Origin of the sequence: Dinghuibacter silviterrae, from assembly GCF_004366355.1 — a bacterium.
Classification (GTDB): domain Bacteria; phylum Bacteroidota; class Bacteroidia; order Chitinophagales; family Chitinophagaceae; genus Dinghuibacter; species Dinghuibacter silviterrae.
In genome coordinates this window covers 79,060-98,542 of sequence record NZ_SODV01000002.1, presented here as the reverse complement: position 1 = coordinate 98,542, position 19,483 = coordinate 79,060, and the positions used below count along the sequence as shown (strand labels likewise).

At 56.8% G+C, this 19,483-nt stretch carries 16 protein-coding genes; 5 read left to right on the top strand and 11 right to left on the bottom strand.

Annotated elements, in window-relative coordinates:
• Positions 1–40: 40 nt before the first annotated feature.
• The gene (locus tag EDB95_RS17610; RefSeq protein WP_211352157.1) at positions 41–1,201 is read left to right on the top strand and encodes an exo-beta-N-acetylmuramidase NamZ family protein; all 1,161 of its coding nucleotides are present in this window, start codon (positions 41–43) and stop codon (positions 1,199–1,201) included.
• Positions 1,202–1,249: 48 nt separating this feature from the next.
• Positions 1,250–2,197: a methionyl-tRNA formyltransferase gene (fmt, locus tag EDB95_RS17605; RefSeq protein WP_246073732.1), complete on the top strand. Its 948-nt coding sequence runs from the start codon at positions 1,250–1,252 to the stop codon at positions 2,195–2,197.
• A 6-nt stretch (positions 2,198–2,203) separates the two neighbouring features.
• Here the strand turns inward: fmt and EDB95_RS17600 are convergent, their stop codons facing one another.
• Positions 2,204–3,280, bottom strand: coding sequence for a LysM peptidoglycan-binding domain-containing protein (locus tag EDB95_RS17600; protein WP_133995400.1), 1,077 nt, complete (start codon positions 3,278–3,280; stop codon positions 2,204–2,206).
• A 113-nt stretch (positions 3,281–3,393) separates the two neighbouring features.
• On the opposite strand from EDB95_RS17600, the gene EDB95_RS17595 reads away from it, so the two are divergent.
• On the top strand, positions 3,394–4,035 hold the full coding sequence (locus EDB95_RS17595) for a ribonuclease H1 domain-containing protein (RefSeq protein WP_133995399.1): 642 nt from the start codon (positions 3,394–3,396) through the stop codon (positions 4,033–4,035).
• Positions 4,036–4,042: 7 nt separating this feature from the next.
• Here EDB95_RS17595 and EDB95_RS17590 read toward each other — a convergent pair whose 3' ends face one another.
• From EDB95_RS17590 to EDB95_RS17575, 4 genes are all read right to left on the bottom strand, one after another.
• Positions 4,043–5,383 (bottom strand): methyltransferase RsmF C-terminal domain-like protein, encoded by a 1,341-nt coding sequence (locus EDB95_RS17590; RefSeq protein ID WP_133995397.1) that lies wholly within the window; start codon positions 5,381–5,383, stop codon positions 4,043–4,045.
• 1 nt (position 5,384) lies between these two features.
• Positions 5,385–6,368, bottom strand: coding sequence for a GlxA family transcriptional regulator (locus EDB95_RS17585; RefSeq protein WP_133995395.1), 984 nt, complete (start codon positions 6,366–6,368; stop codon positions 5,385–5,387).
• A 143-nt stretch (positions 6,369–6,511) separates the two neighbouring features.
• Entirely contained in the window at positions 6,512–8,122 is a 1,611-nt protein-coding gene (locus tag EDB95_RS17580; RefSeq protein ID WP_133995393.1) for an ammonium transporter, read from the bottom strand.
• Positions 8,123–8,181: 59 nt separating this feature from the next.
• Positions 8,182–9,315 carry an outer membrane beta-barrel protein gene (locus EDB95_RS17575; protein ID WP_133995391.1) on the bottom strand — a complete coding sequence of 378 codons (1,134 nt, stop codon included), beginning with the start codon at positions 9,313–9,315 and terminating at the stop codon, positions 8,182–8,184.
• A gap of 515 nt (positions 9,316–9,830) precedes the next feature.
• Between EDB95_RS17575 and EDB95_RS17570 the strand changes: the two genes are divergently transcribed.
• On the top strand, positions 9,831–10,349 hold the full coding sequence (locus EDB95_RS17570; protein WP_133995389.1) for a hypothetical protein: 519 nt from the start codon (positions 9,831–9,833) through the stop codon (positions 10,347–10,349).
• A gap of 303 nt (positions 10,350–10,652) precedes the next feature.
• Here the strand turns inward: EDB95_RS17570 and EDB95_RS17565 are convergent, their stop codons facing one another.
• The 6 genes from EDB95_RS17565 to hemH form a co-directional block, all read right to left on the bottom strand.
• Positions 10,653–12,842, bottom strand: a complete 2,190-nt coding sequence (locus EDB95_RS17565) for a glutamine synthetase III family protein (RefSeq protein ID WP_133995387.1) — start codon at positions 12,840–12,842, stop codon at positions 10,653–10,655.
• A gap of 135 nt (positions 12,843–12,977) precedes the next feature.
• Entirely contained in the window at positions 12,978–14,345 is a 1,368-nt protein-coding gene (locus tag EDB95_RS17560; RefSeq protein ID WP_211352156.1) for an NAD(P)(+) transhydrogenase (Re/Si-specific) subunit beta, read from the bottom strand.
• On the bottom strand, positions 14,345–14,659 hold the full coding sequence (locus EDB95_RS17555; RefSeq protein ID WP_133995383.1) for an NAD(P) transhydrogenase subunit alpha: 315 nt from the start codon (positions 14,657–14,659) through the stop codon (positions 14,345–14,347). Before EDB95_RS17555 ends, EDB95_RS17560 begins: the two co-directional genes overlap by 1 nt.
• Before the next feature lies 1 nt (position 14,660).
• The gene (locus EDB95_RS17550) at positions 14,661–15,776 is read right to left on the bottom strand and encodes an NAD(P) transhydrogenase subunit alpha (RefSeq protein ID WP_133995381.1); all 1,116 of its coding nucleotides are present in this window, start codon (positions 15,774–15,776) and stop codon (positions 14,661–14,663) included.
• Complete coding sequence (gene hemG, locus EDB95_RS17545; protein ID WP_133995379.1) at positions 15,773–17,038, bottom strand: protoporphyrinogen oxidase; 1,266 nt, start codon at positions 17,036–17,038, stop codon at positions 15,773–15,775. Before hemG ends, EDB95_RS17550 begins: the two co-directional genes overlap by 4 nt.
• Complete coding sequence (gene hemH / locus EDB95_RS17540) at positions 17,035–18,105, bottom strand: ferrochelatase (RefSeq protein ID WP_133995377.1); 1,071 nt, start codon at positions 18,103–18,105, stop codon at positions 17,035–17,037. Before hemH ends, hemG begins: the two co-directional genes overlap by 4 nt.
• Positions 18,106–18,250: 145 nt before the next feature.
• Here hemH and hemA point away from each other — a divergent pair, with 145 nt between their 5' ends.
• A complete protein-coding gene (gene hemA / locus EDB95_RS17535) occupies positions 18,251–19,477 on the top strand; it encodes a glutamyl-tRNA reductase (RefSeq protein WP_133995375.1) in 1,227 nt (408 codons plus the stop codon).
• The last annotated feature ends 6 nt before the right edge of the window (positions 19,478–19,483 follow it).

Here is a 19,483-nt window from a genome sequence, read left to right as displayed (position 1 = left end):
GCTTGCAAGTTAGCATCTTTGACCTCTCAAAACGATGCTAATGATAAAAATATGGTGGCTCCTGTGGATAAGCCTGGCGGCGGCCCCCTGCGCGGCGCAAATCGTCCCCGGCGCGGAGCACATGGCCCAATACCTCAAGCTCCTGGAAGGCAAACGGGTGGCGGTTTTCGCCAACCAGACCTCCCGGGTCGGGCCCACCCACCTGGTAGACACCCTCCTCGCCCGGGGCATCCGGGTCGTCCGGATCTTTTCCCCTGAACACGGTTTCCGGGGCAACGCCGACGCCGGCGAAGCGGTGGGCGGTGGCCGGGATTCCGCCACCGGTCTGGACATCGTGTCCCTCTACGGCAAACACCTGGCGCCCAACCCCGCCGAGCTCCAGGACGTCGACGTCCTCGTTTTTGACATCCAGGACGTGGGCGTCCGCTGGTACACCTATATCTCTTCTCTTCAATATTTCCTGGAAGCCGCGATGACCAATGGAAAGCCGTTGATCCTTCTTGACCGGCCGAACCCCAACGGTTTTTACGTAGATGGCCCTGTTCTTGATCCCCGTTTTAAGTCCTTTGTCGGTATGCAGCCGATCCCCGTCGTCTACGGGATGACCCTGGGTGAGTACGCGCACCTGCTCATCGGCCAGCATTGGATCGACGCATCGGCGGCGCCCGGCTTCCGCCTCACGGTCATCCCCTGTACAGGGTACACACATCACAGTCACTACAGGCTTCCTGTAAAGCCCTCCCCCAACCTCCCCAACATGCAAAGCGTCTACCTCTACCCGGACCTTTGTCTTTTCGAGGGCACCGCCGTCAGCGTCGGGCGGGGGACGGACTTCCCGTTTCAATGCTTTGGCCACCCCTCGCTCCCGGACCGCGGTTTTAGTTTTACCCCGCGTAGCGTCCCCGGGGCCAAAAATCCGCCCCTGAAAGACAAAACCTGTTATGGCACCGACCTCAGCGGTCTTTCCCTCCCCGGCGCCCTCGAAGGCCGATTCCAGCTCCGCTGGCTCCTGGAAGCCTATCGCGATTTCCCCGCAAAGGATAGTTTTTTCAATGCCTTTTTTACCCGGCTGGCCGGTTCCGGTCAGTTGGAAGCCCAACTTAAGGCAGGTCTTTCCGAGGCCGCCATCCGCGCCAGCTGGGCACCCGGGATAGCAGCTTTTAAAGCCATCCGCACCAAATACCTGATCTATCCCGAATAGCGCGCGGCTGCCCGTTTTGCCGTGAGCGAACATTTGTTACCTTCGCGGATGCGCAAAAAATGGCAGGACCTCAGGATCGTCTTTATGGGCACCCCCGAATTCGCGGTAGCTTCCTTAGACGCACTCGTACAAGCCGGCGCCACCATCGCCGGCGTCATCACCGCCCCTGACAAACCCGCCGGGCGGGGGCTTCAATTGTCTGAAAGCCCCGTCAAACGATATGCAAAAGACAAAAATCTGCTCCTCCTTCAGCCCGAAAAGCTCAAAGACCCCCAATTCCTGGAAACACTGGCTGCTTTAAAAGCCGACGTCCAGGTGGTCGTCGCTTTCCGGATGCTCCCCGAGGCTGTTTGGAACATGCCTCCACTCGGGACCATCAACGTCCACGCCAGCCTGCTCCCGCAATACCGCGGCGCCGCACCCATCAACTGGGCCATCATCAATGGCGAAACCGAGACCGGCGTCACGACGTTCCGGCTCCAACACGCCATCGATACCGGGAATATCCTGTTACAGGCGTCCGTCCCCATCGGGGAAAACACCACCCTGGGGGAACTCTATAACGATCTGAAAGTAAAAGGGGCGGACCTCCTAATCGACACCCTCGACCAGTTGGGTGAGGGCACCCTGGAGGAAAAGCCCCAACAGGTCGCCGATCCGCGCCAGCTCCGCGTCGCGCCGAAGATCACCAGCGAGACCTGCCTGATCAACTGGTTCCAGCCCGTAAACAAGATCTACAACCAGATCCGGGGACTCAACCCCTACCCGGCCGCCTGGACCCAGATGGAGGGAAGGACCCTGAAAATTTTTGGGTGTGAGAAAGAAATCGTCCCGCCCGCCCGCATGGCGGAACCCGGTTCCTATCAAACCAACGGCAAGACGTTTCTGAAATTTGCCGCCATCGACGGCTATATCGTCGTCAGGGAACTCCAGTTGGAGGGCAAAAAAAGGATGGCAATAGAAGACTTCCTCCGGGGGTTCAAACCCCGGCCCTGAACTGGACTACTTCGCGTAGCTTAAGGAGGCCGTAAACCGGTCGGTACTGGCGCCCAGTTGATTCACCGCGGCGTCACTCAGGACGATCAGCATCCCCGTATTTTGTTTGATATCGGCAATGTCGCCTAATACCTTTACAAAAACAACCTTGTTGTTGCTCAGGTTGGTCACCTTGACCACCGTTCCCCTTTCCACCCCCTTCATCAGGGCATAAAACTTCCCGTTGTCCCAGCCGCTGGTGCTTTTAAAGACGCCAGCCAGCCCATTCTCGTTGCGGGTCTTGCGTCCCTCGTCGGTCTGGGTCAGGTAATCCGGATGAAAAGCGCCTTCGCCGTTATAGTGGGATGAGCCCGGCGTGGTCACCGGGGCCGGCGTCACGGGCGCTGTCGCTGCCGTCGTTTCGGGTGCCGGCGCGGTAACCGGGGGAGCCGCCACCGGCTTTTTCTTTTTCTTGACGACGGGTTTTACAGGCTGGTCCGCCGGCGCCGCCAGGGGGTCCGTGGTGGCGGGAGCCGTCGTTTGGGCGGCCCCGTCATCCGCGGGCTTTGTGCTCATCGGTGCCGGATCTTGTTTCGCCGGTGCCGTTCCCTCCTGCCCGGTGGGCACCTCCTGCTTTGCCGGGGCCGGCTTTGCGACAGCCACCGCGGGAGCCTCCTCCGGAACACCGGCAGGCTTAGACACCGCCGGGCCTCCGGCCGCCAGGGGAGATTCTCCCTTATTGACCTTCAGGAACCCCGCCAGGACCTTCTGCCCCGCACTCAACCGGTACAAGGGCACCAGGACCTCCGTGGGCGCGTCTTTCTTTTTGACCGCCGTGTAGTTCTGTTCTTTCAGCGGGATCTTGATCACCTGGCCTATGCTCAAACCCCCGTTCAGGGCAAGCCCGTTAAACGGCGCGATCACCTTCGGGCTGATATTGAAAAGCCGGCCTATGCTGTAAAAATTCTCTTTGGGTGCCACCTGGTGGTTCAGGTAAAGTCCGCCTGCGTCGCGTTGTACGATCAGGTCCCCCGTCTGTGCCCTGACCACGGCAGTCCCACACAGTACTGCCACCCCCACCAACACCCCGCGAAACTGCTTCATCGATAGCATGATTTTAAGGTTAAACTTGGGTGCAATAATATCCATTTTGTAAACTTCGGGCAATATTTTCGATAATTCTTCCTCCGGAGAACGTAACATTGCGGTCCTTCCGTATGGCAAAAGAGAAAAAATTTTACGTGGTTTGGCAGGGCCGTAAACCCGGCGTGTACGACAATTGGGCCGACTGCAAAGCCCAGATCGACGGTTTTCCCGACGCCCGGTACAAGGGTTTTCCCAGCGCGGCGGAGGCACAAACCGCTTTCCGCGGCAACAGTGCGGCCTATGTCTTCAAAGGCGCAGGGACCAAGGCGGGTGCCAAAACCAACGCCCCCCGGGGAACCGTCGGCTCTCCCCTGAAAGAAAGCCTTTGCGTCGACGCCGCCTGGAATACGGCCACCGGCGATATGGAATACCAGGGTGTCTACTACAAGACCGGAGACCTGGTTTTCCGCCAGGGCCCCTACGCCGACGGAACCAACAACATCGGCGAGTTCCTTGCCATCGTCCATGCCCTCGCTTATTGCAAACAGAAAGGGCTTCTCCTGCCCATTTACAGCGACAGCCGCAACGCCATCGGCTGGGTTCAGCAGAAAAAAGCCAACACGAAACTGGAACGAACCCATCGCAACGCCGTCCTTTTCGACCTCATCGCCCGGGGCGAGCAGTGGCTAAAAGACAACACCTACAAAAACCCCATCCTAAAATGGGAGACAAAAGCCTGGGGGGAGAATCCGGCGGATTTCGGAAGGAAGTAAGGAAACCTTACTTTTTAAGCACCCGCCATTGTTTTGGATAGTAATTATTAATCCGGCCTTCCAGGACCTTTACCCAACCAAGTCCATACCCCCCATGGGTCACAAGGGCCCATCCTTTGGGCGCGTCATCGAGACTCAGCTCCTCTTTCCGGAGGAAGGCCAGCGCCTGCTCCAGGTCGAGCGCCACACGGGGAATGCCGGTTGATAATATGGAAGACAGCGCCAGTGCCGGATCGGGCACGACGTCCTTGCGCATGATCTGACCGATGGCCACCCCTGCTTCCCGGACGGGGAGCACGGACGACAAATGCGCAATGTCCGCTGTCAGGCCGGAAGGAAGGACGCGCACCGTTTCCCCGGTCAGCAGGTAAGTATAGTCATCGGGGGAAGCCACCCACGGCGCCACCAGTTCCTTCTCGCGTTTTCCCAACAGGCTAACACCAGGCCGGAACGTTCCCCGATAAGACGAAGACACGCCGTTGCGCTTCCGCAGACAGGCCAGAAACAGCCCTTCCCCTTCCAGCCGGTTCGGGTAAAACCGGTACCCATACTTCCCCGACTCGACTACGCCCCAGACCGGATCCAATGCCAGGGGCAGCGCTTCGAACCCGAGTTGCTCCACTAGCCAATCCACCACGACTTCGTCCTCCCGGGGTGAAAAGGCGCAGGTCGAATAGATCAGGAGTCCACCTTCCGTCAATGCCCCCGAAAGATCCGACAGGATCCGTTGCTGACGGGCGCCACACAGCTCGACCTGTTCGGGAGACCACTCCCGTATGGCCTCGGGTTCCCTCCGGAAAAGACCCGAACCGCTACAGGGCGCGTCCACCAACACCACATCAAAAAAACCAGGGAGCCCCGCGAATTCACGGGGATCGGCCGAGGTCACCACCCCGTTTGATCCCCCCCAGCGCTGGAGGTTTTCTGAAAGGATGCCCACCCGGGTCCGGATCACTTCATTGCTCACCAACAGGCCCCCGGGACCGATCAGGGATTGCAGGTGGGTGCTCTTCCCGCCCGGTGCGGCGCAGGCGTCCAATACGCGGAGGGCGCCCGGTGCCTGTTGGCGGAACGCCTGTTCCACGAACATGCTCGATGCTTCCTGTACGTAATATCGCCCGGCGTGCCAGGCGGGGTCGGTGATAAACGAAGGTCTGGAGGAAAGGTAGCGGCCGGTGTCGCACCAGGGGACGGGGCGCTGCGGCACATCCGGCAAAAAGCCGGCTTTCGCGGGATTGAGCCGTATCGACACCGGCGGCTCTCCCCGCTCGTGCACGGCCAAAAAGGCTTCTTCATCAAATCCCGGCACGCCCCTCAGGGAGGCAATAAGTTCTGGAGGAAGGGTCATATCAGTTCAGCACCGGCAAGGTCCGGGAATATTTCTTTCGATACTCGATAGGGGTAAGCCCCGTGATGCGTTTGAATACCTTACGGAAGGTCTTGATATCCTGGTACCCCGAATCGTACATCAGGGAGGTGATGGTTGGATTGCCTGCTTCCAAGGCTTTTTTGGCCGCCTCGATCCGGACCCGCTGCAGGTATTCCAGGGGTGTATTCTGGGTGGCGGTCTTAAACCGGCGGATAAAATTACGCAGGCTCATATTGATCTGCAGCGCCATTTGTTCTACCGATAACGGCTCGTTGTAATTCTTGTCAATATACTCCTGGGCGGTGAGGATCTGTTCATCCTGATGCCGGAACTGCCCCTGAAAAACCGCAAAATACGCCTGGCTTTCCCGGTCCATGTCCAGTGAGAACATCTTGGAAGCCCAGATGCCCATGTCGCGTCCGCAATATTTCTCGATCAGGTACAACACCAGGTGAAAAGCCGAAAACGCTCCCCCGCTGGTATATAATCCATCCTGATCCGTCATGACCATCCGGGACAAAAAGCGCGTATCCGGATAACGCCGTTTCAGGTCTTCTATGTCCCTCCAGTGTGCCGTGCAACACCGCCCTTCCAGCAACCCTGCTTCCGCAAGAAAATACGCCCCCGAGCAAAGGCTTGCTATCTCGTTCCCCTCGTCGTGCATGCGCCTTAGCCAGTCCAGAAGACTACGATGCCCCGCAAAGACGTCGTCCGGCTGCCCAAAAAAGGCCGGTACGATGATCAGGTCGGCCGACGCCAGGTCCGTATACCGGCAATAATGGATATAAGGAGCCGCCACCGGCAAAAGGTCATTGGAAGCGCTTTCGCCCACCAGGGTCACCGAAAATGCCCTCGGTTTCCCCGACGCTTCCAGGTAACGGTTGGTATGCTCCAACATGTCCAGTGTTCCGGAAATGGTCGATAAGACCACATCTTTATGGATCAGCAAAGCGATTTCTTTCATGACCAAGGGTTTTGCTTAGGTCAAAGATAGCCAAACCACCTGGCGCAAACACACCCGCGGACGCCAAAATGGAGGGGCGGAAGCGCCAAAAAAAAGGGGCCCCCGGATGGGAGGCCCCTTGGACAGACTATTGCAAATTATTCTTAGGAAAGCTCAAGTACGAGTTCACCATCCTTTACCCCTATGCTACCCGGGATACCACTGCCGGTTTCGGCGTCGTTGTAAGCGGAAGCACCGTGTTCGAAGGCATCCAGGCCACCAGGCCCGGTTTCGCCATGTTCTTCCACGCGCAGGTTCCAGGGATGCGGCAACAGGCGGATGACCCACATCATGGCGTAGGACACCGCGAAGGTCGCTAACACGATCGTCGCACTTCCGATCACCTGGGCCTTGAGGATGGCGGTGCCGCCACCATAGAACAGCCCTGCAAGGGGAGCGGAATTGTCAGCCCCGGTGGGTCCGGTGGCGCCGTATTGGCCGGAGGCGAAGAAACCCAGGGAAATGGTACCCCAGATACCCGCGAGGCCGTGTACGGAAACAGCGCCGACGGGATCATCGATGCGGAACCATTCGAAGAGGTATACACCGGCGAAGACCACAAACCCGGCCACAAAGCCCAACAGGACGGCGCCCAGGGGGCTCACCCAGTAGCAAGGACAGGTGATCGCCACCAGACCGGCCAGCATCCCGTTGATGGAGAAGGCCGTGTCAAACTTGCCCTTGGTGGGACCCCACCAGAGCGCCGCGAGCATGGCGCCCAGGCCTCCGGTACAAGCCGCCAGGGTCGTGTTGGCAGCGATACGGCCAATACCCTGAGCGTCCATCGCGGAGAGGGAGCTTCCGGGGTTGAAACCGTACCAGCCGAACCACAGCAGGAAGCCGCCTACGGCTGCCAGGGGCAGGTTATGTGCGGGAGGCAGACCTCCTTTTGCTTTATTGTCCCGGGCAAAGATGCGGCCCAGGCGAGGTCCGAGCACCATGGCGCCCGCCAGGGATACGACACCCCCGATCGTGTGGACGACCGTGGAACCGGCAAAGTCATGGAAGGGTTGACCCAGGGAAGGCAGGAAGAAGCCGGCGCTGCCCATGGTGGCCAGGAAGCCATCAGGACCCCAGGCCCAGTGACCGATGATGGGATAAATGAAACCGGTAACACCGATGCTATAAAGGATATCACCGCGGAAGCTCGTACGACCGATCATGGCGCCGGAAGTAACGGTAGAGCAGGTGTCGGCAAAAGCGAATTGGAAGATCCAGTGAGCCAGCAGAGGAATACCTGTAGTTTCATAGGAATCCGGCGCGCCCATCAGGAAGAACCAATGGTAGCCGATAAAACCGTTCCCATGGCTGAACATGAAGGCATAACCGATCGACCAGAACAGCACGCCGCAAAGACAGGTATCCAGGATACACTCCATAAGGACGTTGACCGTCTCCCGGGTGCGGGCAAAACCCGCCTCCAGCATCACAAAACCCGCCTGCATCCCAAACACGAGGAAGGCGGCCACCAGGGTCCATACCGTATTGATGGAATTCATGATGTTCGTCTCATGGGCGGTAAAGGTTTCCGCTGCATAAGATTTGGTCACCAACATACCGGGCAGCACCTTCATGGCAAACAACACCGCCAGGAGGCCGAGGATTTTCCCCGCGAAGACGGTGAGACCAAACTTCCACTTTTCCGCCTTTGTCAGGGCTACATACGGCACATCGGCGCGCCGGTGCCTGGAAGGAATCAATTTTCTTAACAACATGATCTACGTTTTTTTGCTACTAAAAAATTTGGTTGCTTATATATACAATTGTGAATACCCTAGAAGGAATATATAGCCGCGACCAGGAAACTGCCCGCCGTTTTTGTCGGCGTGCCGTTTGACTTGACGAAAATATTTTCACTCGCCGCGTCCACCCGTACTTCGGGAATAAAGATGAACCCGTCCACCTTCAGGTTGGCCGACAGCGTGCTGCCGAAAACCGAACCGCCTTTGCCATACCCGCTATAGACCGTCAGCTGGTCCTGGTCGTCGTGGTACTCTTCCCGGAGCGACAGCCCGAATTTGCTGGTCGGATCATAGTTCAGGTAAAGGGCCGAACCCCACCAATCTTCCGTGGAACTGTAGGTGCCCTTCCCTTCGTAGACCTTTGCCACCTTTACCGTACCGTTGTAGCCACCCGAGAACTTGCTGTTCAACTTGAAGTTGATGACACAATCGAACTGGTTGCTTTTCGTGGTGTCCACGTTCTGACCACCCACATAGTTGAGGTACAGCTTGAAATTGTCGCTGGGCGCATAGCTGTACTGCGCGATGAGAAACTTCTTGTTGATCACACCCGTTGGGACATATCTGTAGTCCGTGGGATTAGCCACGCCGACCATAAAACCGGACTTCCCGAAGGTAAAGTCCGCCCGGACACCCGTATGGGAGAACGGGCCGTAGGTAAACATATAGGACATGCTGTAGTTCCGGTTGGCATAAGCGTCGACCAACTCATATCCTACGTGCGTTGCCCAGGTGCCCGCCGTCAGTTTGAGCCAGGCGTTGGGAGAATAGCTGATGTAGAGTTGTTTGATCGCTTGCAGGATCCCGTTGTCGTTGTACGCGAACTCCTCGGCCCTTTTGCCAAACCCCAGATCGGCCACCATGTCGACCTTATCGGTCTTGTGTTCCAGTTTAACTGTTGCCATACCCAATTCGAAGGTGTTGTGAGAATGAGTAAAGCTGGTGAAGTCATTGGCCTTGTTTTGCCCGAAGTCATACCGGTAATACAGGTCGGCAGACCCCGTAATAGACAGTACCGGGGGCGCCGGTGTTTTCACAGCGGTGTCCGCCGTTGCACTGGCGGTGGCGACGGCTGTCGTCGCGGTGGTTGCCGGGGCCGTTTGGGCCTCCGCAGCGACGACACCCTCACACAAGGTTAGAACAGTAAAGAACCATTTTCTAAGCATACGATTAAGTTGGTTTTGGTGAAGAAAGAGCAAACAAGTTCCAGGGCGGCCGTGGGCGCCACCAAATATTACAATAAAATAAAATATCAACTTTTGATAAGAAATCGCGGCCTCATGGGTGGATTTTCGGACGGATATTGGCTTCTCTCTGGTGGTGATGTCAAATGTAATTAACAATTACATCACTTTGTCTTTACTCTAATGAAAGTACACGATTTTTAATGAAAATCGAATAAAACATAAACATATTTAAAATTTATATGCAAAAATATGACACAAGCCTTTCCATTTTGAAAAGGTTCATTTTCATTATGATAGTCTGGCACGGTGCTGCCCTTCCTGCTGGACAGACTGCGCCATATTCACATAATTAATTGTAAATAAATAGATTATAAATAAGAACGACGATCGGGAGCGCTCTGGTATGTGTTTGGGATTATATACATAGACAGGATCTATTAAGAAATAAAATAATGTTTATGTTTATCCGATTTGCTCTTTTACCGATTTTAACCTTGACGCAAGCTTTTACGAATCCGGATACAAAGGGCATATACCGCACACAGGCAGATTTCGACCAGCACCACCTCGAATTTTCGGCCCCCGCCTCCAGCCGCAAAGTGATCATCAGGACCCATGAGTTTCTCGGCGCCCCCCACGTCACCATCGATTCCGGTGGTCAGAAATACTATATCCTCAAGGTCGAGCTCTTTGGGTATAGCGACGGCAAAAAGAACTTCCGCTTTTTCGAAGACCAGGCCTACGAGATTATCGACACCGCCGGCTTCTACCTATACGCCAAAAGCGCCCTCCCCAAAGAAAAGGGCTCCATCGTCAAAACCGAATACTTTTTCAGCACCTCAGGTTCGGACGCCATTCAACCATTAACCATTGAAAACCTCAAAGCCGCCTACCCCGCCAAAACGGCCTTCCGCTACGCCCTCGACGTCCAATTCGGCCGCGACAGCCACCTCCTCGATTACGACAATCAACTGAAAACCTACAAACTAAAAGCGATCTTCCAGGGATTCTAACACTCCCCACTCCGGTAAGGTCCTTGCGTCCTAACCCCAAGCTCGCCTCGCGTGCCGCGACGGGGTATGTCCATTTTACTCTTTTCCGCAGAAGATTCTAACGATGGGCGGTCGCTTCGGTTCTCTGCGGAAAAGAGTAAAATGGACATACCCCGTCGCGGCACTTCAGCACGCCCGTGGAACCTAGGACTAAGGCTGGTTGGTTTTTTAACCGAGAAAAGGCAAAAAAACGGAAGGCCGCCCTCGATGGTTGGGGCGGCCTTTCCGGTTTCTCTCATGTCGATGGGAATTACCCGATAAAAACTATCTTAAAAACAACATTTCACGATACTTGGGCAGCGTCCAGAATTGGTCGTCCACCAGTTGCTCCAGCTTGTCAACGTGGTAGCGGATCTCGTCGAAATACGGGTCCTTCACTTCGGACTGGTAGGCGATGGCCTTGGTCCGGGTGTTGGTCATATTGTTGGCGATCTTCCTTTTTTCTACCATTTCTTCGACCTTGGTGTCGATCACGGTGATGTGGCCGGAGATTTCCTTCAGGATGCGCAGCTGGCTGGCGTACTCGGACTCGGACAGGCCGGCTTCCTTGAGGCTCTTGATATTGGAGGCCAGGACATGCTGGTATTTCACCGCGGAGGGGATGATGTGGTTCAGGGCCAGGTCACCGATGATACGGGCTTCGATCTGTACCTTCTTGATGTATTTTTCCAGCTCGATCTCGTGACGGGCTTCCAGCTCGGAGTGGGTGTAGACGCCGTTGTGTTCGTAAAGCGCCTTTGCTTTTTCGGTGACCATCGCGTCGAGGGCCAGGGGGGTGGTCTTTACGTTGGGCAGTTTGCGGCGGTGGGCTTCTTTTTCCCACTCTTCGCTATACCCGTCGCCTTCGAACAGGACCGACTTGCTCTCGGTGATGTACTTGCGGATGACGTGCAGGATGGCGACTTCTTTTTTATCACCCTTTTCGATCAGGGCGTCGACGTCTTTCTTAAAGCCTTTGAGGGTTTCGGCCATGACGACGTTGAGGACGGTCATCGGGCTGGCGCAGTTGGCGCTCGACCCTACGGCGCGGAACTCGAATTTGTTACCCGTGAAGGCGAACGGAGAGGTCCGGTTGCGGTCGGTATTGTCCAGCAGCAATTCCGGGATGCTCCGGTGCAGGTCCAGTTTGAGGACGGCTTCGTCCTGCTCGTCGAACTTGTCGCCTACTTTGGACTCGATATCGGCCAGTACTTTGGCCAGGTATTGACCGACGAAAACGGAGATGATGGCGGGAGGTGCTTCGTTGGCGCCCAGACGGTGGTCGTTGGGGGCGGAAGCGATCGACGCGCGGAGCAGGTCGGCGTAGTCATGAACCGCCTTGATCGTGTTGACGAAGAAGGTCAGGAACATGAGGTTGTTCTTCGGCGTACGGCCGGGACCCAGGAGGTTGACACCGGTGTCGGTGGCCATGCTCCAGTTGTTGTGTTTCCCGTTCCCGTTGATACCGGCGAAGGGTTTTTCGTGCAGCAGGACAACCAGGCCATGACGTTTGGCGACACGGGTCATGATATCCATGAGCAGGATGTTATGGTCGACGGCGATGTTCACTTCTTCGAAGATCGGGGCAACCTCGAACTGGGAAGGGGCCACTTCGTTGTGCCGCGTTTTCAGGGGGATACCCAGCTTGTACGATTCATTTTCGAAATCACGCATGAAGGCGTAGACCCTTTCAGGGATGGAACCGAAGTAGTGGTCTTCCAGTTGCTGGCCGCGGGCGGGACCGGCGCCGAAGACGGTGCGGCCGCTCAGGACGAGGTCGGGGCGGGCGTTGGCCAGACCGGCGTCGATGACGAAATATTCCTGTTCCCAGCCCAGGGTGGCGGTCACCTTGGACACGTTCCGGTCGAAATAGTGGCAAACGTCGACGGCTGCCTTGTTCAGGGCTTCGAGGGCCTTGAGCAGGGGCGCCTTATAGTCCAGGGATTCCCCGGTATAGGAGACGAAGATCGTCGGGATGCAAAGCGTTTTGCCTTCCCCGGTTTCCATGATAAAGGCGGGGCTGGAGGGATCCCAGCCGGTATAGCCACGGGCCTCGAAAGTGGCGCGGAGACCACCGGAGGGGAAGGAGGACGCGTCGGGTTCCTGCTGGATCAGCGCGGCCCCGTCAAATTCTTCCAGGGCGGTGCCGTCGCTCTTCAGCGTAAAAAACGAGTCGTGTTTTTCGGCCGTCAGACCTGTCAGGGGTTGGAACCAGTGGGTAAAGTGGGTAACACCCTTTGTTTCGGCCCAGGCGCGGATACCGTTGGCGATCTGGCCGGCGACGGCGCGATCGATCTTTTTACCTTCTTTAATACTATGAACCAGGCTCTTATACCCTTCGTCACTCAAAAATTGGCGTGCGGTCTTGAGGGTGAATACGTTGTCGCCAAAAAGGTCGGTGATGCGTGCGTTGCTCTCCGCGGGCGCTGCGGCGTCCTTGGTGAGGTTGTTGATAGCCTGGAATCTGAGAGACATAGCGAAGATAGTTTTGAATTGAAATATTTAATAATGAGTACCCGTTTCTTAGAAGTTGTCAAAATTAGGGACATTTAATTTAAAAATCAGCGCAAAAATCTCAAAAAATTACACATTCACTTTTCCTACCATATCTTACCCGATTGTCTTGATTTCCGCGATCAACTGCTGAAGAACCCCTTTGGCGTCCCCGAAAAGCATGGATGTTTTGGGCTGGAAAAATAATTGATTCTCGATCCCGGCGTACCCCGGTTTCATGCTTCTTTTATTGACGATGACCAGTTTTGCCTTTTCTACTTCCAGGATCGGCATCCCATATATCGGCGAGGACGGATCCACTTTGGCGGCGGGGTTGACGACGTCGTTGGCGCCCAGCACCAGGACGACGTCGGTATGGGAAAAAAGATCGTTGGCCGCCTCCATTTCCAGGAGACGGTCATAAGAAACATCCGCTTCCGCCAAAAGGACGTTCATGTGCCCCGGCATACGCCCCGCCACGGGGTGGATCGCGTACTGGACATTCACCCCCTTGGCGCTTAGGAGTCTTTCCAATTCATGACAGGCGTGTTGCGCCTGGGCGACCGCCAGCCCGTACCCGGGCACCACCATGACCTCCCGGGCATAAGTCAGCACCACCGCGGCGTCGGACAGGCTGATCTCCCGGTAAGTCCCGGCTCCGCCGGCACCGCCTGAGCCGGAACCCGAGCCTCCAAAGGACCCGATCAACACATTCAGGAGGGACCGGTTCATGGCCTTGCACATCAGGATCGTCAGGATGGTACCCGCCGATCCGACAAGAATTCCTCCCGTCAGCATCACCGGGTTGTGGTACAAAAACCCGCCACAGGCCGCCGCCACGCCGGTAAAAGAATTGAGCAGCGAGATCACCACCGGCATATCGGCCCCGCCGATGGGCAATACGAAAAGAACCCCGTACACCAATGCCCCTGCCGTAATCCCGTATATCAGCAACGGAACCTGGGCAATGCCCATATAGATCGAGGCGCCTAAGAGCACCAGGAACAAAAGGATATTGACGAAGTGCTGTCCCCGGAAGGCAAAGTCCCTGACAGAACCATTTAATTTCCCCCACGCCACCATACTCCCGGCAAAAGAAACGCTTCCGATCACCAACCCTGCCAGGGTAAAAGGCGCCGCCATGCCCTCGTGCCGGAATTCCGACAGGGAAATCAGCGCCGCGCAGGCGCCCCCCATTCCATTAAACAAACTGACCATTTCGGGCATGGCCGTCATCCGTACCTTCCGTGCGGCCACGACGCCCAAAACACCCCCGGCCAAAAGCCCCGAAGCGATCCAGCCGAAATTGTGCAACCCCTTACCTCCGTCCCGGTACAGGAAAAGGGTACCCGCTATAGCCACGGCCATACCACTGGCGGCCACCAGGTTCCCCCTCCGGGCAGTGGAAGGGTGAGACATCATTTTCAACCCTACGATGAAGGTGACGGAACCAAGGATATAACACAGGGGAAGCAGCGAGACCATCAGCCTTTCTTTTTGTGCTTGAACATTTCCAGCATGCGATCCGTCACGACGAACCCGCCCACGACATTCAACGTCCCCAGCAGGACGGCAAAAAATCCCAAAAGGAGCGCGGAATAATTATCCGGATCCGCCTCGCCCATGACGATGATGGCTCCGATGATGACCACCCCGTGGATGGCGTTGGCCCCGCTCATCAGGGGGGTATGGAGGACGCTGGGAACCCGTCCGATGACTTCCACCCCCAGGAATATCGATAGCAAGACGATATAGATCATCTGCTGGTTGTCGCCGATCCAGGTTAATAAGGATTCCATATTACAAAAGTGCTTTCATCCGTTCATGAACGACCTCTCCCCCGTGGGTGATACAACAACCCGCCACCAGGTCGTCCTCAAAATTCAGGGTCAGCGCCCCGTCTTTGCCCCGAAGAAGGGCCAGGAACTGGAGGACGTTTTTTCCATAAAGACGGCTGGCGTCCAGGGGCATCCCGGACGCCAAAGAAGAATCCCCGACGATCCGCACCCCCTTATATGTTTCGGTGCGTCCGTCTTTGGTCACCTCCGTATTCCCTCCCGTGGCGGCCGCCAGGTCGATGATCACCGAACCCTCCCGCATCCCGTCCAGCATGGCGTTCGTCACCAGGATGGGCGCGGGTTTGCCGGGGATCTGGGCGGTCGTGATGACCACATCCGCCCCTGCGATCGCCGCGGCGATCCTTTCCTGTTGTTTTTTATGAAAAGCTTCGCTTTGTTCTACGGCATACCCGCCCGCCCCGGAGGCGTCGGCCGCACCCTCCACTTCCACGAATCGCGCCCCCAGGCTCATCACCTCTTCCCTCACGCTGGGACGGGTGTCGAACACCTCTACTACGGCGCCCAGGCGCCTGGCGGTGGCCACGGCCTGGAGACCGGCCACCCCTGCGCCCAAGACCAAAACCCGGGCAGGCGGAACACTACCCGCCGCCGTCATCATCATGGGGAAATACCGGGGCAGCATAGCCGCCGCCAGCAACACGGCCCTGTATCCCGCGACACTCGCCTGGGAGCTGAGGATATCCATGCTTTGCGCCCGCGTGGTGCGGGGGATCATATCGAGACTGAAAACGGTGGCCCCGGCCTTCGCCAGTTCATACATCCGGGCCGGTTCATATAAAGGACGGTAAAAACCCACCAGCACTTTGGAGGCCAGCAATTCCATCTCGGCAGGAGCGGGTAAATGAAGACCCAGAATAAGCGCGCAATTGAAAACCGACGCTCTGCCGGCAATAGTCGCCCCGGCTTTTTCATAAACCGCGTCTCCGGTAAATGCACCGGTACCGGCGCCCTGCTCTACCCACACTGCCGCGCCCTTGGCAGCAAGGGTACTTACCTGTTCCGGCAAGACAGACACACGATTTTCACCGGGGGGTTCTTTGAGGACGCCAATCGTCATACTATGGAATGTACGACTTTCGCCGCATATTCCATAGTGTCTCCTACAGATACGCCGCTGACGGCGCTTCCTGCGAAATAAAATCCCGGATGTGCGTCCTCGTAAGCCTTGAGGGTCGCAAGCACCTGCGCGTGACCGAGGTTCTTTTGAGGGATGGCTGAACGCCACGTTTGGCCATGGAGCACGCGGAGTGTTCCGCGTACGCGGAGAATGGCCTTCAGGTCGTCCAACGCCCGTTCCTGCAGGTCCTCCACCTGCTCCCCGGCATGGTGTGCCCCGCCGGTCATCAGGGTCAGCAGCGCCTGCCCTTCGGGGGCCTTGGAAGGAAAAATCGAGGAAGTGAATATGCAACCCATCAGGGCCAATCGCTCCCGGCTGGGGACAAGAAACCCAAAACCCGGTGGAAGGTCCAGGGCGTCCTCTGGAACGGTCACGTGCAGGGTCCGGACGGATGCATAGTCCACGGGAACGCCCGCCAGGACACCCGGCGGTCCTGTATAGATGACGCGGTCCGCCTCCAATATGCCACCGGAATGGGTCACCAGGAAACGGTCTCCTTCAAAACGGATGTCGCTGACCGCGACCCCTGTATGGATGTTCCCGGCCAGGGGCGCGGCCAGCGCATCCGTCAACCGCTGCAGCCCCCCTTTGAAGTTGATGATCTTGCGTCCGCCCTTTAGCGTTTCTTTTTCCTTCATCATTCCCTTGATCACCGAGCCATACGTTTGCTCCCAACGACCGGCCACAGGCAATACCTGTTCCAGGGAGAGGCGTGCGATATCGCCCGCATAGATGCCGCTGAAGATCGGATCAACGACCGCTTCGGTGATTTCGCGGCCGAAACGCCGCGCAAAAAAAGCGCCGACGCTTTCGTCTCCCCCGCCCCCTTTTGCACGGAAGCGCTCGGTAAAGATGCGGGACTTGGCGCCCCAGGACAAGTAAGGTGACTTCAACAGTTTAACCGGGTGGGGGGACAAGGCGTACAGGGTCCTGTCTTTGACCAGGTAACGGTTTTTGGACACGGAAGCGGCTTCCAGTACGTCCTGTCCAAGCCCCAGGGCATCGATACGCGCCTGAAGCGCGGGTGTGCAGACAAGCGAATTAGGCCCCAGGTCCAGGTCGAAACCTCCCATGGTTTTGCTGGCAATGACACCACCCACGCGGGGGGATGATTCCAGCACCACCACCTGCCGGCCCGCCTTGTGCAACTCGAATGCTGCTGTCAGACCCGCGGCGCCACCGCCAACAACGACGATCTTCATAACGCAACTTTTCTTTGACCGGCCGGGGCCTTCCACTGCGGATGCTCTTCTCCTGCCGCGCGAACCCAACCTGCCAGTGCGCGGACCCAGTCCGGATGTATGTTTAAACACGGGATGGCGGTGAAAGAAGTCCCACCCGCTTCCATGAACGTGTGCTTTCCCTCGACGGCGATTTCCTCCAGCGTTTCGAGACAGTCGCTGACAAAAGCCGGGCAGACCACCAGCAACCGTTTCATCCCCTTGGAGGGCAAGGTCGCCAGCTCTCCCGCCGTATACGGGCTGATCCACTCATCCCTGCCCAGCCTCGATTGAAAGGAAACGCTGTACTGGTCCGGTGTCAAACCCAAGGCTTGAGCCACCTGCCGCGTCGTGGCGTATACCTGGTGCCGGTAGCAAAAACGGTGTGCGTCCGAATGCACCCAGCAGCAGTCCTCCGACTGCAGACAATGATGCCCCGTGATGTCGCCTTTTTTTATGTGGCGTACCGGTACGCCGTGATAGCTAAAAAGAATATAATCCACCTCTTCCTTCAGGTAAGGCCGGATGCTCTCCGCCAGCGCGCCGACATACGCCGGTTCCTGGAAATAAGGCTGGAGGACCCGGATCCGGAACGGATATTTTTGTTTTCGGTGAACCGCCACCGCATGTTCTACCGCCGTTTCGTATGAAGACATCGCATAGTGCGGGTACAGGGGTATCAGCAAAACCTCCTCCAGGTCCTTGTGCGCTGCCGCCAGTTTGTCATACGCCGCCTTCATGGACGGGTTACCATACCGCATCGATATTTCCACCGGCAGGTCCAGCTCCGCCTGGAGGGCCGATTGTAATTTTTTTGTCAAAACAATCAGCGGGGAGCCCTCCGGCCACCAGATCGAACGATACGCCCGGGCCGATTTGGGCGCCCTGAAACGCGTGATGATGCCGTCCACCAGGAATTTCCGGAACAGGTAAGGATAGTCGATCACCCGTTTGTCCATTAAAAATTCGTGTAAATATTTTCTTACATCTTTTACTTCGGTTGAATCCGGGGACCCCAGGTTCATCAGAATGACAGCGGTGGAAGACATATATGTCAAAGGTATGACAAACGTTCATACGCGCTTTACGTATGTACTTGCTGATGCGGTCCACCACTACCATAAAAGGTAAATATGACATTTCAATGACCGGTTATTTTTTACCGATCCGTCATCCAAAACTAGCTTTGCAGCCATGAGCGACGATTACTCATCCGAATCCAGTAAAACCATTGACCAGTTTTTCATCGCAGGGATCAGTTACAAAAAGACCGATGCGGATATAAGGAGTTTATTCGCCATCAACCAGGAGCAATATGGTCAGCTCATCTCCACCGGTCGCGCCCAGGGTCTTCATGAATTATTCGTCCTTTCCACCTGCAACCGGACCGAGATCTATGGTTTCGCTCCCGACCCGGATCACCTGATCGGCTTGTTGTGCAGGTTTACCAAAGGAGACGAAGAAACCTTCCGTAAGAACGCTTTTTGTCTCCAGGGTTTGCAGGCCGTGCGTCACCTTTGCCAGGTGAGTTCGGGTCTGGATTCCCAGATACTGGGCGACTATGAGATCAACGGCCAGATCAAGGTCGCCTCTAAATTTTCCAAAGAACGGGACTGCCTGGGTCCCTTCACCGAAAGGCTCATCAATACAGCCCTCCAGCTGTCCAAAAGCATCAAGAACAACACGGCCCTCAGCAGCGGCACTGTTTCCGTTGCGTTTGCGGCCATACAATACCTGAAGAACCACCTGGCCCCCGGACCTTCCCGCAAGATCGTCCTGGTGGGTGTGGGAAAAATCGGGCGCAGCACGTGTAAGAATGTCCTGGCATACTTAGATACCCGCAACATCGTCGTCCTCAACCGGACCCTCGACGTGGCCCGGGAATTCGCCCTGGAGCAAGGTATCCGCTACGCGTCGATGGACAACCTGCGCGAAGAACTTTCAGACGCCGACGCCGTCATCGTGGCTACCAATGCCCAGGCACCCACCGTCGTCGCCGCCGACATCCAAGGCACCGGCGTTCACCTGGTCCTGGATCTTTCCATTCCGTTCAATGCCGAACCCGCCATCGCCCGTTTGCCGGGGGTGACGCTCATCAATGTCGACCACCTGTCCAAGGAAACCGACGCCACGATCAGCCGCCGCAAGCTGGAGGTCCCCAAAGCGGAAGCCATCGTCGGTGAGTTCGTGGATGAATTCAAGGCCTGGTACAACATGCGCCAGCAGCTCGGCATGATCCGCGCCGTTCGTCATACCCTCCGCCAGATCCCTTCCGACCACGTCCCCGAAACCGTCGAAGGCGCCTACGAAGAACGCATGCAAAAAGTCATCAACAATCTGGCCGCCAAAATACGCCGCAACAGCCCCAAGGGTTGTTGCTACCTGGAAGCGCTACACGATTATATTACCCCGGGCGAATAACCGCCC